Raw genomic sequence first — 15145 nt, forward strand, 5'->3', positions numbered from 1 at the left:
TCGCGGCCACTGCCATCTGATTGGAGTTTGATGACCATGAGTGTGGAAACTCAAAAGGAAACCCTGGGCTTCCAGACCGAGGTAAAGCAGCTGCTGCACCTCATGATCCATTCGCTGTATTCCAACAAGGAAATCTTCCTTCGCGAATTGATCTCGAACGCCTCTGACGCTGTCGACAAACTGCGCTTCGAAGCCCTGGCCAAGCCAGAGTTACTCGAAGGTGGTGCAGATCTGAAAATCCGTGTGAGCTTCGACAAAGACGCCAAGACCGTCACCCTCGAAGACAACGGTATCGGCATGAACCGTGACGATGTGATCACCCACTTGGGGACCATCGCCAAATCGGGCACCGCCGATTTCATGAAGAATCTCTCGGGCGATCAGAAGAAAGATTCGCACCTGATCGGCCAGTTCGGTGTGGGCTTCTACTCCGCCTTCATCGTGGCTGACCAGGTTGACGTGTACTCCCGTCGCGCCGGCACCCCGGCCAGCGAAGGCGTGCACTGGTCGTCGAAAGGCGAGGGCGAGTTCGAAGTTGCGAACATCGACAAGCCAGAGCGCGGCACCCGTATCGTCCTGCACCTCAAAGCCGCTGAAGACGAATTTGCTGATGGCTGGCGTCTGCGCAACATCATCAAGAAGTACTCCGACCATATCGCGCTGCCGATCGAGCTGCCGAAAGAAGTCGCACCTGCTGAAGGTGAAGAAACACCGGCCGCCGAATGGGAAACCGTCAACCGCGCCAGCGCCCTGTGGACCCGTCCGCGCACTGAGGTGAAGGACGAGGAATACCAGGAGTTCTACAAGCACATCGCTCACGACTTTGAAAACCCGCTGGCCTGGAGCCACAACAAAGTCGAAGGCAAGCTCGAATACAGCTCGCTGCTGTACGTGCCGGCTCGCGCGCCGTTCGACCTGTACCAGCGTGAAGCGCCGAAAGGCCTGAAGCTGTACGTGCAACGCGTGTTCGTGATGGATCAGGCCGAGTCGTTCCTGCCGCTGTACCTGCGCTTCATCAAAGGCGTGGTCGATTCCAACGACCTGTCGCTGAACGTGTCGCGCGAGATTCTGCAGAAAGACCCGATCATCGATTCGATGAAGACCGCGCTGACCAAACGCGTGCTCGACATGCTGGAAAAACTGGCGAAAAACGAGCCTGAGCAATACAAGGGCTTCTGGAAGAACTTCGGTCAGGTCATGAAAGAAGGCCCGGCAGAAGACTTCGCCAACAAGGAAAAAATTGCCGGTCTGCTGCGTTTCGCATCGACCAATGGCGACGACGGCGAGCAGATCGTTGGTCTGGCTGACTACCTGGCCCGCGCCAAGGAAGGTCAGGACAAGATTTACTACCTCACCGGCGAAACCTACGCGCAGGTCAAGAACAGCCCGCACCTGGAAGTCTTCCGCAAGAAAGGCATCGAAGTGCTGCTGCTGACCGACCGCATCGATGAGTGGCTGATGAGCTACCTCAGCGAGTTCGACGGCAAGACTTTCGTCGACGTGGCACGCGGTGACCTCGATCTGGGCAACCTGGACTCGGAAGAGGACAAGAAAGCCGCAGAAGAAGTCGCCAAGTCCAAAGAAGGTCTGGTCGAGCGTCTGAAAACCGCGCTGGGCGATTCCGTGGCGGAAGTACGGGTTTCTCATCGTCTGACCGATTCGCCGGCCATTCTGGCCATCGGCGAGCAGGATCTGGGTCTGCAAATGCGTCAGATCCTCGAAGCCAGCGGGCAGAAAGTGCCGGACTCGAAGCCGATCTTCGAATTCAACCCGAGCCACCCGCTGATCGAGAAACTCGACGGCGAGCAGAGCGAAGAGCGTTTTGGCGACCTGTCGCACATCCTCTTCGATCAGGCGGCCCTGGCTGCCGGTGACAGCTTGAAAGATCCGGCGGCTTACGTGCGCCGTCTGAACAAGCTGCTGGTTGAACTGTCGGTTTAACCAAGTTGCAGAAAAACCCGCTTCGGCGGGTTTTTTCATTCTGGTGTTTAACAAATCAGGAGTCAGAAATGAGCCAAGTCACTGTACGTTCCGTGGTCTATCAGATTGACGGCCAACCTTATGAAGGTCGCCTGGCGTTTGACGCCGAGCACAAGGGCGCGCGTCCGGGTTTGTTGATGGCGCCGAACTGGATGGGTGTCAGCGCCGGTGCCGAAGAGATCGCCAAATCGGTGGCGGCCAAGGGCTACGTGGTGTTGATCGCTGACGTTTACGGTCAGGCCGTGCGTCCGCAGAACGCTGATCAGGCTGGCGCGGCGATGATGCCGTTGAAGGATGATCGCGCGTTGCTGCGCAAGCGTATGCAGGCGGCGTTCGAGCAGTTGCAGAAGCAGGGCGAGGCGGCGGTCGATACTTCTAAGCTGGCGGTGTTCGGTTTCTGCTTCGGCGGTTGCTGTGCGCTGGATCTGGCCCGCACGGGGGCGCCGGTGAAGGCTGCCGTGTCGTTCCATGGCACGCTGGATTCGCCGAACCCGGCCGATGCGCAGAACATCAAGGGCTCGGTGCTGGTGTTGCACGGTGCTGCCGATCCGTTGGTGCCGAAAGAGCAGCTGCCGGCGTTTGAAGATGAGATGAATGCGGCGAATGTGGATTGGCAGTTGCTGAGCTACGGCGGTGCGGTGCACTCGTTTACCGATCCGCATGCCAATGTGCCGGGCAAGATGATGTACGACGCGAAGACCGCGAAGCGCGCGTTCAAGTCGATGCATGATTTGCTGGATGAAGTGTTCAAGGGCTGAAGCCTGGAAAGCTAAAAGCCCCTCATCGGAACGCCGCCCGCCTAACCCTCTCCCAAAGGGAGAGGGGACTGATTGGGGGATGCTTGAGGGTTACGCCGACCTGAAAGTGCCTTGGTGAATCCATAATCGCTAAGATTTTTCAGGTCTGCGTATAGCCTGAGACCACTCGGTCTGCTCCCTCTCCCTACGGGCGGTCCGACGTTTCGGGAGGGCTGGGGTGAGGGTCAAGGCTTAACGCGGTAAGTCAATCCGCTCAACTTCCCCCGGCACCGTTGGCCAATCCCCGGCTGCCCATTTGCGCCGCGCCTCATCGATCGCCGCCGGATCGCTCGCAACAAAATTCCAGTTGATCCGCCGAGGCCCGTCCAGCGGCGCGCCGCCGAACACCACCGCGTGTACATCGCTCTCGGCAAACAGGCTCATCTCTTCGCCGGCCGGCAATACCAGCAGCGCGTGCGGCTCGATCGCTTCGCCATTCAACTGCGCATCCCCGCTCAACACGTACACCGCCCGCTCCTCATGCTCGGTCGGAATCAACAGGGTAGTCGCCGTTTGCATCTTCACTTCGGCATACAACGTAGGAGAAAGCACCGGCACCGGCGATTCCAGGCAAAAGCCTGACCCGGCAATCATGCGGATCTGTACGCCGAGGTTATCGCTGACCGGCAACGTCGCCGCTGGGTGATGGCTGTAATGCCCCGGGCCTTGCTCATGATCCTTGGGCGATGCCAGCCAGATCTGCAAACCGTGCATCGTGAAACTCTTGTCCCACAGCGGCTCTGGCGTGCGTTCAACATGCGCAATCGCGCTGCCGGCGGTCATCCAGCTGACATCGCCGGCACTGACCACCTGATCGGAGCCAAGACTGTCCTTGTGCTGGAGCTGGCCTTCAAACAAATACGTCAACGTCGACAGACCGATGTGCGGGTGCTGTCGGATATTCATACCTTTGCCCGTCGGATAAACCGTCTCGAGCATGTGGTCGAAAAACACGAAAGGCCCGACGCTGCGGCATTTGGCTGACGGCAACGGGCGCAGAATCGGCTGGCCTTCGACGTCTTCGGCGCGCGGGCGGATGATCAGAGGTTGCGTGTCCATGGTGCATTCCAGGCTGAGCGGGTGATGCCAGAAGCATAACCCGCCGCTGGCGCGAGGAGGATTACTGGCTGTCGAAGCCTTGTGGCGCATGGGTTTCAATGGTGACTTCGCTGGTGGTCATCAGCTTGTGAATCGGGCAACGGTCGGCAACTCGCAGCAATTCCTCGCGCTGGGCGTCGGTCAGTACGCCTTTGAGGGTGAGGGTGACGTGCAGGACGTATTTGCCTTTCTGCTCTTCGCTGTTGTCACGTTTGACGTCGACACCGACGCCGGTCAGCGGGATGTCTTTTTTCTTCGCGTACATCTTCAGGGTCAGCGCCTTGCACGCGCCGAGCGCGGCGTCGAAGTAATCGTGCGGCTCGGGTGCCGAGCCTTCGCCGCCGGCGGATTTCGGCACGTCGGTAAACAATTCGTGGTCATCGATCTGTACGGTGTGACGAAAACCTTCGGCAGAGACGGTATTGACGGTAACAGTCATGGGAACCTCACAGGCAGTAGGAAAAGTCGTTCGATCAAACAAGACCTTGCAGTTATAGAGCATTCCCACCGGTACGCGTTCCACTTTCCTGCGGGATGAACCCTTGTCGTCAGGGCGGGGTCTAGGCTATGCCTACTTCCTGGAGATTACTTGTGTCCCTGTATCGTTTGAGTCTCGCCTGCCTTCTGCTGCTTGCCGGCAACGTCAGCGCCCGCGAATACACCTACAGCGATGCGCACCTGCATTACGTGGATTTTTTCCAGGAAAGCGCCGGCATGGCGAAATTGCTGACGGCGATGAAGGACGGCTCTGTCGAACACGTGATGATTTCCGGTATTCCGGTGGCGAAGAAATGGCACGAAGACGAACCCAAGCGTCCGCGCTATTACGCCGGGGACGACGCCGATGCCTATTGGTACAGCGCAACCGATGTGATCGTCGCCGATGCGGTGCAAAAGTTGTCGCCTGAGCAGCGCCCGTACTTTCATCCCTTTCTGTCGGGCTTCAACCCCAACGACAAGAACTCTGCCGCGCACATCCAGCGCCTGCTCGACCTGTATCCGGGGCTGTGGCAGGGCATCGGTGAAGTGTTTACCCGTCATGACGATCTCACGGCGCTGACGTCCGGTGACACGCCGCGCGCCAACAACGAAGCCATGACCAGGATCTATCACCTGGCTGCCGAGAACGATCTGCCGGTGATGTTGCATTCCAACATCACCTCCAAGCGTGAGAAAAATCCGCTGTACCTGAAGGAAATCGAAGGGCCGCTGCGTAATCACCCGCACACCCGATTCATTTGGGCGCACGCCGGGACCAGCGCTGAAATCCATCGCCATCAGACGCAGTTGAAGTTCTTGCTGCCAACCCTGACCCGAATGCTTGAGGCGTACCCGAATCTGTTCGTTGACCTGTCATGGAGCATGCTCACCCCGTATTTGCTCGATGAGCAGGGCACGCCGCGCCCGGAATGGCTGGCACTGGTCAAGAAATACCCCGAACGCTTCATGCTCGGCTCCGACGTGGTAGGACGTTTCAACAAGCTCGGTGAAGAAATGCGCAGCTTCAAGCCTTTCCTCGATGCATTGCCCGAGGACGTTGCTGAAAAAGTTGCTCGTGATAACTTTCTGGCGATCTTGCCGCGAACGGAGCTCAAGTCCGGGAAAACCACGCTGAATCGTTAATGCCAACGGTTCGAAGGATCAAGGCCTTTTGATATCGCCTTTTCGTCTTACGCATTTTTCCGCCGGGCCGATACCTTCTAGAGCAACCAGCTGCAGGGTTGATGCAGCGCTTTTGGAAGGAACCAGAGCAATGAGTATCCGTAGTCTCAATATTGCCCCGCGCGCCGGTCTGGGTTTTGGTCTGTTGGCCTTGATGGTATTCGCGCTCGGGGCGTTCGCTTTACTGCAAATGTCGAACATGCGCGCGCAGTCCGACGAGGTCGATAACAACTGGCTGCCAAGCGTGATGGCGGTCGGTGAGATGAGTCAGGACATGCTGCGTCTGCGCGCGCTGACCATGCGCCTGTTGCTCAATCGCGATCCCCAGGCGCTCGAGCAGAACGTTGCCAAACTCAATGAATTACGCGATGTGCTCAGTGAGGCCCAGCAGCGTTATGACGTGCTGATCGTGTTGCCCGAAGAGCGCAAGCTGTTTGATCGCTTCAAGGTCGCCGAGCACCAGTACCTGGAGTTTCAGGCGCAGGTCATGCAGTTGTCGGCGCAGAATCGGGTCGAGGAGGCTGCGACCATTCTTAACGGTCAGATGAGTCCCTTGGCCGATGAAATCGCAGTGCTTTTGCGCGAACTGGTTGAGCTCAATAAACACAATGCCAACCTTGCCACCGAGGCTGCGCGCTTGGTGTTTATCAACTCACGGGTGTGGGTCGGGGTGATGATCGGCATTACCGCGCTGATCACCATTGGTCTGGCCCTGCTGCTGACGCGCAGCATTGTCCTGCCGCTGGCGCAATCGCTGGGCGTCGCTGAGGTGGTGGCCGGCGGTGATCTGACTGGCGATATCAACATCAGCGGCAAGGACGAACCCGCCCGATTGCTGTACGCACTGAAAAGCATGCAGCACAACCTGCGCGACACGATTCGGCAAATCTCGGAGTCCTCAAGTCAATTGGCCTCGGCCTCGGAGGAGCTGAGTTGCGTCACGGAAGACGCCACGCGAGGTTTGCATCAGCAGAGTCTGGAAATCGAACAAGCCGCCACGGCGGTCAACCAGATGACGGCAGCGGTGGAGGAGGTGGCCAGCAATGCGGTGGCGACCTCTGAGGCTTCGCGTGAGTCAGATCGGATTGCCCAGCATGGTCGCGAGCAGGTGCATCAAACGGTGTTGTCCATCGAATCGCTTGCCGATGATGTGACGGCCAATGCGAGTCAGGTGGAAGATCTGGCGCAGAAGGTCTACAGCATCAGCAAGGTGCTGGACGTGATTCGTTCGATTGCCGAGCAGACCAACTTGCTCGCTTTGAATGCTGCGATCGAGGCGGCGCGGGCCGGTGATGCCGGGCGCGGATTTGCGGTGGTGGCGGATGAGGTGCGGGCGCTGGCGCATCGCACGCAGCAATCGACGCAGGAGATCGAGCAGATGATTGGCGGGATTCAGCAGGGCACCGATTCGGCGGTCAGTTCGATGCAGCAGAGCAATGTGCGGGCGCGTTCGACGCTGGAGTTGGCCAAGGCGGCCGGGACTGCGCTTGAAGAGATCGCCTCGGCGTTCACGCTGATCAACGAGCGCAACCTGGTGATTGCCAGTGCCTCGGAGGAGCAGGCAGCGGTGGCGCGGGAAGTGGATCGTAATCTGATGAACATCCGCGATCTGGCGATGCAGACGTCGGCGGGGGCCAATCAGACCAGTGCGGCGAGTCAGGAGTTGTCGCGGTTGGCGGTGGATTTGAACAGCATGGTGGCGAAGTTTTCGGTTTGAGTGTGGGGTGAGTCTGAGATTGCCCTCACCCTAACCCTCCCGAAACGTCGGACCGCCCGTAGGGAGAGGGGACTGACCGTGGGAGATTGGCGAGTTACACCGACCTGATCTTGCTTTGAAGAATCCATAATCGACTCGATTTTTCAGGTCGATGGATAGCGCCAGACATCTCGGTCGGCTCCCTCTCCCTCGGGAGAGGGCTGGGGTGAGGGGCAAGGTTGGCACAAATCTCCAATCCAGCAGACAAAAAAAGCCCCGCATTTCGCGGGGCTCCTTGTTCTTGCGGCGGATCAGCTGCCTTTAACGGTTTTGCCGTTGACCGTGCCGTCCTGGAGCATGATGTTGTACTCCTTGCCGTCGGTTTCAACCTGTTGCAGGCGGACCAGCAGGTAATCCCAATCCTTGGCGAACCAGAGCACGGTGGTGCGCTTGCTTTGCGTCGGGTCGCGCACGCGCTCGACCTTGATCGCATCAATCTTGCCAGCCTTGGTCTCGACTTTCTCCGAGCCCAGCACGCGGAAGTCGTAGGTGTCGACTTCGCCGTCATCGACCACTTGATAGCTCATGGTCTTCTTGCCAGCAGCGACGTCATGCTGCAGTGCCAACTGATAAGTGGATTTGTCGACCATGCCGCGGTTCAGCGGGATCTTCACCGCGTCGCCACGGTCGGTGCCGGTGACCATTTTGCTGTTCCAGTCGAAATCCAGATCAGCCTTTTTCGCTTTGCCCAGACCGCCACGTTCGAAGTGGTAGGACTGCGGCAGCAGGGTGTCCTTGTCCAGGGTCAGGGTGCTTTCTTCCGTCAGGCTGGCGATCATCATCGAGGCCTTGAAGCTGAGCTTCCAGACGCCGCTGGCTTCCTTGACCAGGCTGCGTTCAGCGGTGCCGCTCATGGGCAGCTGTTTCCAGTCGGCGGTGTAGCTGGCGGAGAACGGTTGAAGGTCCGCAGCCTGCGCGAAAGGCAGGGCGAGCAGAGCGCAAGCGAAGAGCAGGGCGCGACGCATAAAATCTCCTAGTTTCGAATCAAGTGGCCGCTGGCCGCGAGTAACTGCCCGTCCAGTAAAGCACCGTGTTCGCCGAGTGCCAGCCTGCCTTCGGCAAACCAGCGTACCGCCATCGGGTAGATCAGGTGTTCCTGAACGTGAACTCGCTGCGCCAGACTCTGCGGCGTGTCGTGCAACTCTACCGGTAATACTGCCTGTACGACCAGTGGTCCGCCATCGAGTTCCTCGGTGACGAAGTGCACGGAGCAGCCGTGCTCGGTGTCGCCGGCCTCCAGCGCGCGCTGATGAGTGTGTAACCCTTTGTATTTGGGCAGCAGCGACGGGTGGATGTTGAGCAGGCGACCCTGGTAGTGGCGAACGAAGTCAGCGCTGAGAATGCGCATGAAGCCGGCCAGCACCACGAGTTTGGGTTGGAATTGGTCGATCAGTTCGATCAGAGCAGCATCGAAGGCCTCGCGACCTTCGAATGCCTTGTGATCCAGCGAGCGGGTGGCGATACCCGCGTCACTGGCGCGTTGCAGGCCGTAGGCGTCGGCGCGGTTGGAAATCACCGCAGCGATGCGAACCGGGCTGTCGCCGGTCCGCGTGCTGTCGATCAGAGCCTGCAAGTTACTGCCGGTGCCGGACAACAGCACCACGACATCACAGGTTGCGGACATTAATGAGCCTTAAGGTTCTGCAGATCAACCTGGGCGGCACCTTCGGCGGCGGCAGCGATCTGGCCGATGACCCAAGGCTGTTCGCCAGCGTCACGCAGGGTCTTCAGAGCCACTTCAACGTGCTCCTGAGCCACGCAGATGACCATGCCGACGCCGCAGTTCAGTACGCGGTGCATCTCGGTTTCGTCAACGTTGCCTTTTTCTTGCAGCCAGTCGAACACGGCAGGGCGAGTCCAGCTAGCCACGTCAACCACGGCCTGAGCGCCTTTTGGCAGCACACGCGGGATGTTGTCGAGCAGGCCACCACCGGTGATGTGGGCCATGGCTTTGACGGCGCCGGTGTCTTTGATCAGCTTGAGCAGCGGCTTCACGTAGATACGGGTCGGGGCCATCAGCAGATCGGTCAGCGGTTTGCCGTCGAGCTGGATGTTCTCGATGTCGGCACCCGACACTTCGATGATTTTGCGGATCAGCGAGTAGCCGTTGGAGTGCGGGCCGGACGATGGCAGCGCGATCAGCGCGTCACCGGTGGCGACTTTCGAGCCGTCGATGATTTCAGCTTTTTCCACGACACCGACGCAGAAGCCGGCCAGGTCGTAGTCTTCGCCTTCGTACATGCCAGGCATTTCAGCGGTTTCGCCGCCAACCAGCGAGCAACCCGACAGTTCGCAGCCAGCGCCGATGCCAGTCACGACTTGAGTTGCGGTCTCGACATTCAGCTTGCCGGTGGCGTAGTAGTCGAGGAAGAACAGTGGCTCGGCGCCGCACACCACGAGGTCGTTCACGCACATCGCAACCAGGTCGATACCGATGCTGTCGTGCTTGTTCAGGTTCAGCGCCAGACGCAGCTTGGTGCCGACGCCGTCGGTGCCGGAAACCAGTACTGGCTGCTTGTAGCCGGCCGGGATTTCGCAGAGGGCGCCGAAACCGCCCAGGCCGCCCATGACTTCCGGGCGCGCAGTGCGCTTGGCGACGCTCTTGATGCGTTCGACCAATGCTTCACCGGCGTCGATGTCTACACCGGCGTCCTTGTAGCTCAGGGAGGGTTGCTTGCTCATGATCCAGGCCTTTAGGGGAGGGGATTCAGGGGTAACGACCGAGTTCAGCGGGAACGTCGAAATCGAGGGAGGCGATGGCCTCACGCGAGTTTTGAGGTGCCCGGCTGTTGCCGGTCTGCGAAGGCGCGCGATTTTATCAGGCTTGAGGGGCAGCGGCCATCCTCGCACCGACGGGCAGGGCCATATCAGCGGAAATTTTTTGCAATTGAGCCGTATGAACGCCTGTATAAGGTGTGGCGATTAACCGTCTATCGTTATCACTGTGCAAAAACTTATCGCGGTCGTGTGAATGTTTGGTGCTGGCAGATTGTCACAGCCTTGCTTAACCGGTTCACGCGGCCTGTTCCAGCCGCTCCTGTCGACGGGAATTTTCCATGCGTTTTTGTAAATTGTTGTTTGTGGGTTGTTTGTCTCTGCTCAGCCTGGCGAGTCACGCCGAAAACCTCAAAGGCCTTTATCAAGTGCGTGAGCCGGTCAATGGCCAGGCACCGGAAGAGCGTGATCGCGCCACGCAGGCGGCGCTCGATACGCTGGTGTTGCGTCTGACCGGCGATCCAAAAGCTGCGCAGAACCCGGGGCTGGCGGCGATTCGCAAGGATCCGCAGCAAATTATCAGTCAGTTCGGTTTCGATGCCGGGCCGCCGGAGGTGCTCAAGGTCGATTTCGATCCGGCGACTACCGAGCAGGCGCTGCGCCGTGCCGGGTTGTCGTTGTGGGGCGCCAGTCGGCCGTCGATTCTGAGCTGGTGGCTGAACGATTCCACTGAGGGTTCGAGTCTGGTCGGCGATGGTCAGGCTGCTGCCGCGCCGTTGCGTACGGCCGCGCAACATCGCGGATTGCCGTTGCGTTTGCCGCTGGCAGACCTGAGTGAACAATTGGTCGCCACCGCACCAGCGCTTGAAGGCACGGATCCGGCGCCACTGCGCGGCGCTTCCGAACGCTACAACGCCGACGCTCTGCTGGCCGTGCATGCCCGTGAAGAAGGCGGGCAGTGGCAAGCCAAATGGCACCTGTGGCTGGGCGATCAGAAAGAGGCGGACAGCGTGCAGGGCGCCGATCAGGCCGCCGTGGCTGACGCGGTGATGCTGGCGGTGGCTGAGCGTCTGGCGCCACGTTTTGTGGCCAAGCCTGGTGCTTCGGGTCAACAGACTCTAGAAGTGCAGGGCATGAATCTTGAGCATTACGCAACGCTGTTGCGGTTACTCGAACCGTTTGGCGTGCGTCTGCAAAGTGTTGATGGTGATCGCATCGTGTATCGGGTCAATGGCAGTGCCGATCAGATGCGTGCGCAGTTGTCGCTGGCGAAGTTGCAGGAGCTGCCCGCCGAAGCTGCGGCCCCGGTGGCCGCGCCGCAGCCTGCGGTGGCGGGGGCAGCACCTGTTGCAGCGCCAGCCCCGACCCCGGCAGCACCGTCGTTGCGGTTTCGCTGGTAAGTCTTTCCTTATATAGAAGCAACAGGAGTGGTACATGGCCGATACGCGGCGTTGGTTCTGGCTCGGTGGGGTGGTCCTGCTTTGCGCGTTTGTATGGTTGCTGCATCCGATCCTCACGCCGTTTCTGGTGGCGCTGTTGCTGGCGTATCTGTTCGATCCGCTGGTGGATCGTCTGGAGCGGCTCGGTCTGTCGCGAACCTGGGGTGTGATCGCGGTGTTTGCCCTGTTCACCTTGATCGTCACGGCACTGATGCTGGTGCTGGTGCCGATGCTCGCAAAGCAGTTGCTGCGTCTGTACGAACTGGCGCCGCAAATGCTCGATTGGCTGCAGCACACGGCGGTGCCGTGGGCGCAGTCGAAGCTGGGGTTATCGGACGGTTTCTGGAAGTTCGATAAGGTCAAGGCTGCGATCAGCGAGCACATGGGTCAGACCACCGACATTGTCGGCGTGGTGCTGAGTCAGGCGACGGCGTCGAGCCTGGCGCTGATCGGCTGGCTGGCCAATCTGGTGCTGATCCCGGTGGTGAGTTTCTACCTGCTGCGCGACTGGGACGTGATGATGGCCAAGATCCGCAGCCTGCTGCCGCGTGACCGTGAGGAGCGCGTGGTCGCCCTGGCTGGGGAATGTCATGAGGTGCTGGGTGCGTTCGTTCGCGGGCAACTGCTGGTGATGCTGGCGTTGGGCGTGATTTATGCGGCCGGCCTGATGATTGTCGGTCTGGAGCTGGGCCTGTTGATCGGCCTCATCGCCGGTTTGGCAGCGATCGTGCCGTACATGGGCTTCGTGATCGGTATTGGCGCGGCACTGATTGCCGGGTTGTTCCAGTTCGGTGGCGATCTGTATCCGATGATCGGGATCGTGGCGGTGTTCATGGTCGGTCAGGCGCTGGAGGGTATGGTGCTGACGCCGTTGCTGGTGGGCGATCGCATCGGTCTGCACCCGGTGGCGGTGATCTTCGCGATTCTGGCGGGCGGCGAGCTGTTCGGTTTCACCGGGGTGTTGCTGGCGTTGCCGGTGGCTGCGGTGATCATGGTGCTGGTGCGCCATGTCCACGACTTGTACAAGGATTCCGATATTTATAGTGGTGTGGACGATCCGCAGTTGTAACCGCGGCGGACAGCCCGGCGGAAGCCGGGTTGGCCCGTGTCTTGCGGGCGTTGCTGGCAAAACACCGCCAGAGAAACTGTCATAAAACCAGTGTGTTAACGCAAACCTTTGATTTTGCTTGGACTCTGTCGCATTGTGCGCTCAGCTTCACGGGTATAAACTTCGCAAACTTTACACAGAGGCCACTAACGGTTCCTTGAGAACTGTTCAGTCAGCATGAAACCGATTCAGCTGCCCCTAGGTGTGCGTCTGCGTGACGACGCCACCTTCATCAACTACTACCCAGGCGCCAATGCCGCTGCACTCGGCTATGTCGAGCGTCTATGCGAAGCCGACGCCGGCTGGACAGAAAGCCTGATCTACCTGTGGGGAAAACACGGCGTAGGGCGTACGCATCTGTTGCAGGCAGCGTGCTTGCGTTTCGAGCAGATGGGCGAGCCGGCAGTCTATTTGCCGCTGGCTGAGTTGATGGATCGCGGCGTTGAAATCCTCGATAACCTCGAACAGTACGAACTGGTTTGCCTGGACGACTTGCAGGTGATTGCCGGCAAGGCTGACTGGGAAGAGGCGATGTTTCATCTGTTCAACCGTCTGCGTGACAGCGGTCGGCGTCTGCTGATCGCCGCGTCCACTTCTCCGCGTGAACTGCCGGTCAAACTGGCCGACTTGAAATCCCGCCTGACCCTGGCGCTGATTTTCCAGATGCGCCCACTTTCCGATGAAGACAAATTGCGTGCCCTGCAATTGCGCGCATCGCGTCGCGGTCTGCACCTGACCGATGAAGTCGGGCATTTTATTTTGACTCGCGGTACCCGCAGCATGAGTGCGCTGTTCGACCTTCTCGAGCAGCTCGATCAGGCCTCTTTACAGGCGCAACGCAAGCTGACGATTCCCTTCCTCAAAGAAACCCTCGGCTGGTAGCCACCCCTTTGGTTGCGCGGCTTGCAGCGTGTTTCGGCATATTTCAGGCGCCAGAAAATCCGCTTTCCTGCACGGTGTGCAGGCCGCGTATTGGTTCAAATGGGCTTAAGCGCTTAGATGTAAACGAGAAACCGGGAAGTCACAAAAAGATCGATTGAATTTGCAAATGAGGCTGATAGCGGGCATAGTCTCGGCTTCTTTACAACTATCAGCCACGGTCGTGCCCATGCTAAAGCGCTTCGCACCCCTCGTGCCTCTCGCACTCGTCACCCTGTTGTTCGGTTGCGCTGCTCATTCTCCAGTTCAAGAGCAGTCTCAACAGGTTAAAAATTCTGCCACGGCTCAGTCTTCCGTTATTTACCAGGAAGAGCTCGACACCGAAAAAGAACTCAACGAATTCAATGGCAAGAAGCCTTATCAGCTTCCTGTTCTGGCCGACAGCATCCTCGAACGCGGCATGTCCCTGATCGGTACCCGTTACCGTTTTGGCGGGACCTCTGAAGCCGGTTTCGATTGCAGTGGGTTCATCGGTTACCTGTTCCGCGAAGAAGCCGGCATGAACCTGCCACGCTCCACTCGCGAAATGATCAACGTCGATGCGCCGCTGGTGTCGCGCAGCAACCTTGAGCCGGGCGATCTGCTGTTCTTCGCCACCAACGGTCGTCGCGGTCGCGTCAGTCACGCCGGGATTTATCTGGGTGACAACCAGTTCATCCACTCCAGCAGCCGTCGCAGCGGCGGTGTTCGCATCGACAGCCTGGGTGACAGCTACTGGAGCAAGACCTTCATCGAAGCGAAACGCGCTCTGGCGAATGCTCCGACGGTCGTCACTGCTCGCAAGTAATTCCTCCTGTTGTCGCCGCGTTCGCGGCGACATTCAGGCTTCCGGCAACGGAGTAGACGTAGACTTTACAAGGTGAAGTTAAAGTCTTACTTGAAGTTTGCCGCGTAGCCGCTAGAATCCTGTATCTATATTGATGGCAAACCGCCTGCGTGCTCACGCAGGCGGTTTTGTTTTCTGTCCATCGGCAGAAAAAGCCGCAGCCAGATCAGGATGTTCTGCTTATGACGATGTCGGCCCGCCTCACCTTGATGCTCTGCATAGCGCTGCTCAGCGCCTGCGCCAGTCGCACACCGCCACCTGCGCCGGTGGTTCGTGCCCCGGTCGTGTTCGGCCCTTCGCAATCTTTTTCACCTGCCGCCGAAGACGTGCTGTTTCGCGCGCTCGGCCTGGTCGGCACGCCTTATCGCTGGGGCGGCAACACGCCGGATTCAGGGTTTGATTGCAGCGGGCTGATCGGTTTTGTCTACCGTGATGCGGCAGGCATCTCTTTGCCGCGTTCGACGCGTGAGTTGATCGTCATGCAGGCACCGAATGTCGGCAAGGAAGGCCTGCAGACCGGCGACCTGATCTTCTTCGCCACCAATGGCGGCTCGCAGGTCAGTCATGCGGGGATTTACGTCGGCGAAGGGCGCTTTGTGCATGCGCCGGCCACGGGTGGCACGGTGAAGCTGGACAGCCTGTCAAAGGCGTATTGGCAGAAGGCTTATCTGAGCGCCAAGCGCGTATTGCAGCCGGAGCATCTGGCGCATAACCCGTAGTAAAGACAACGCAAAACCCATGTGGGAGCGACGGTGCGACGATTCGACTTGCTCGCGAAGGCGGTGTGTCATTCAATTCAATATTGACTGACCCGACGCTTTCGCG

The 15145-nt window shown here is 59.2% G+C and carries 14 protein-coding genes; 9 read left to right on the top strand and 5 right to left on the bottom strand.

Going from position 1 to position 15145, the window contains the following annotated elements; translation table 11 throughout:
• The first annotated feature begins 36 nt into the window (after positions 1 to 36).
• Both htpG and WA225_RS21300 read left to right on the top strand, forming a co-directional pair.
• Positions 37 to 1941, top strand: a complete 1905-nt coding sequence (gene htpG / locus WA225_RS21295) for a molecular chaperone HtpG (RefSeq protein WP_053118568.1) — start codon at positions 37 to 39, stop codon at positions 1939 to 1941.
• Between the two features lie 68 nt (positions 1942 to 2009).
• Complete coding sequence (locus tag WA225_RS21300) at positions 2010 to 2738, top strand: dienelactone hydrolase family protein (protein ID WP_422609468.1); 729 nt, start codon at positions 2010 to 2012, stop codon at positions 2736 to 2738.
• A gap of 231 nt (positions 2739 to 2969) precedes the next feature.
• On the opposite strand, the gene WA225_RS21305 is transcribed toward WA225_RS21300, so the two are convergent.
• Both WA225_RS21305 and WA225_RS21310 read right to left on the bottom strand, forming a co-directional pair.
• On the bottom strand, positions 2970 to 3836 hold the full coding sequence (locus tag WA225_RS21305; protein ID WP_422609469.1) for a pirin family protein: 867 nt from the start codon (positions 3834 to 3836) through the stop codon (positions 2970 to 2972).
• A 61-nt stretch (positions 3837 to 3897) separates the two neighbouring features.
• On the bottom strand, positions 3898 to 4314 hold the full coding sequence (locus WA225_RS21310; RefSeq protein ID WP_422609471.1) for an OsmC family protein: 417 nt from the start codon (positions 4312 to 4314) through the stop codon (positions 3898 to 3900).
• A gap of 128 nt (positions 4315 to 4442) precedes the next feature.
• On the opposite strand from WA225_RS21310, the gene WA225_RS21315 reads away from it, so the two are divergent.
• The gene (locus WA225_RS21315; RefSeq protein WP_422609472.1) at positions 4443 to 5498 is read left to right on the top strand and encodes an amidohydrolase family protein; all 1056 of its coding nucleotides are present in this window, start codon (positions 4443 to 4445) and stop codon (positions 5496 to 5498) included.
• A gap of 130 nt (positions 5499 to 5628) precedes the next feature.
• Positions 5629 to 7254, top strand: a complete 1626-nt coding sequence (locus WA225_RS21320) for a methyl-accepting chemotaxis protein (RefSeq protein ID WP_422609473.1) — start codon at positions 5629 to 5631, stop codon at positions 7252 to 7254.
• Between the two features lie 290 nt (positions 7255 to 7544).
• On the opposite strand, the gene WA225_RS21325 is transcribed toward WA225_RS21320, so the two are convergent.
• From WA225_RS21325 to purM, 3 genes are read right to left on the bottom strand one after another with little or no spacing between them, the layout of a single operon-like run.
• The gene (locus WA225_RS21325) at positions 7545 to 8258 is read right to left on the bottom strand and encodes a DUF3108 domain-containing protein (protein ID WP_422609474.1); all 714 of its coding nucleotides are present in this window, start codon (positions 8256 to 8258) and stop codon (positions 7545 to 7547) included.
• An 8-nt stretch (positions 8259 to 8266) separates the two neighbouring features.
• Complete coding sequence (gene purN, locus WA225_RS21330; RefSeq protein ID WP_422609475.1) at positions 8267 to 8917, bottom strand: phosphoribosylglycinamide formyltransferase; 651 nt, start codon at positions 8915 to 8917, stop codon at positions 8267 to 8269.
• A complete protein-coding gene (purM, locus tag WA225_RS21335; RefSeq protein WP_064117351.1) occupies positions 8917 to 9975 on the bottom strand; it encodes a phosphoribosylformylglycinamidine cyclo-ligase in 1059 nt (352 codons plus the stop codon). The genes purN and purM overlap by 1 nt, the downstream gene beginning before the upstream one ends.
• A gap of 374 nt (positions 9976 to 10349) precedes the next feature.
• On the opposite strand from purM, the gene WA225_RS21340 reads away from it, so the two are divergent.
• The 5 genes from WA225_RS21340 to WA225_RS21360 all read left to right on the top strand — a co-directional run bounded on the left by WA225_RS21340 (position 10350) and on the right by WA225_RS21360 (position 15039).
• Positions 10350 to 11408: a DUF2066 domain-containing protein gene (locus WA225_RS21340; RefSeq protein WP_422609476.1), complete on the top strand. Its 1059-nt coding sequence runs from the start codon at positions 10350 to 10352 to the stop codon at positions 11406 to 11408.
• A 34-nt stretch (positions 11409 to 11442) separates the two neighbouring features.
• Complete coding sequence (locus WA225_RS21345; RefSeq protein ID WP_422609477.1) at positions 11443 to 12516, top strand: AI-2E family transporter; 1074 nt, start codon at positions 11443 to 11445, stop codon at positions 12514 to 12516.
• A 216-nt stretch (positions 12517 to 12732) separates the two neighbouring features.
• Positions 12733 to 13437 carry a DnaA regulatory inactivator Hda gene (gene hda, locus WA225_RS21350; protein ID WP_007919828.1) on the top strand — a complete coding sequence of 235 codons (705 nt, stop codon included), beginning with the start codon at positions 12733 to 12735 and terminating at the stop codon, positions 13435 to 13437.
• A 226-nt stretch (positions 13438 to 13663) separates the two neighbouring features.
• Positions 13664 to 14281, top strand: a complete 618-nt coding sequence (locus tag WA225_RS21355; RefSeq protein ID WP_064117349.1) for a C40 family peptidase — start codon at positions 13664 to 13666, stop codon at positions 14279 to 14281.
• Positions 14282 to 14502: 221 nt separating this feature from the next.
• On the top strand, positions 14503 to 15039 hold the full coding sequence (locus tag WA225_RS21360) for a C40 family peptidase (protein ID WP_422609478.1): 537 nt from the start codon (positions 14503 to 14505) through the stop codon (positions 15037 to 15039).
• Positions 15040 to 15145: the final 106 nt, after the last annotated feature.

It is taken from the genome of Pseudomonas sp. (assembly GCF_049300855.1).
In the GTDB taxonomy this organism is placed as follows: domain Bacteria; phylum Pseudomonadota; class Gammaproteobacteria; order Pseudomonadales; family Pseudomonadaceae; genus Aquipseudomonas.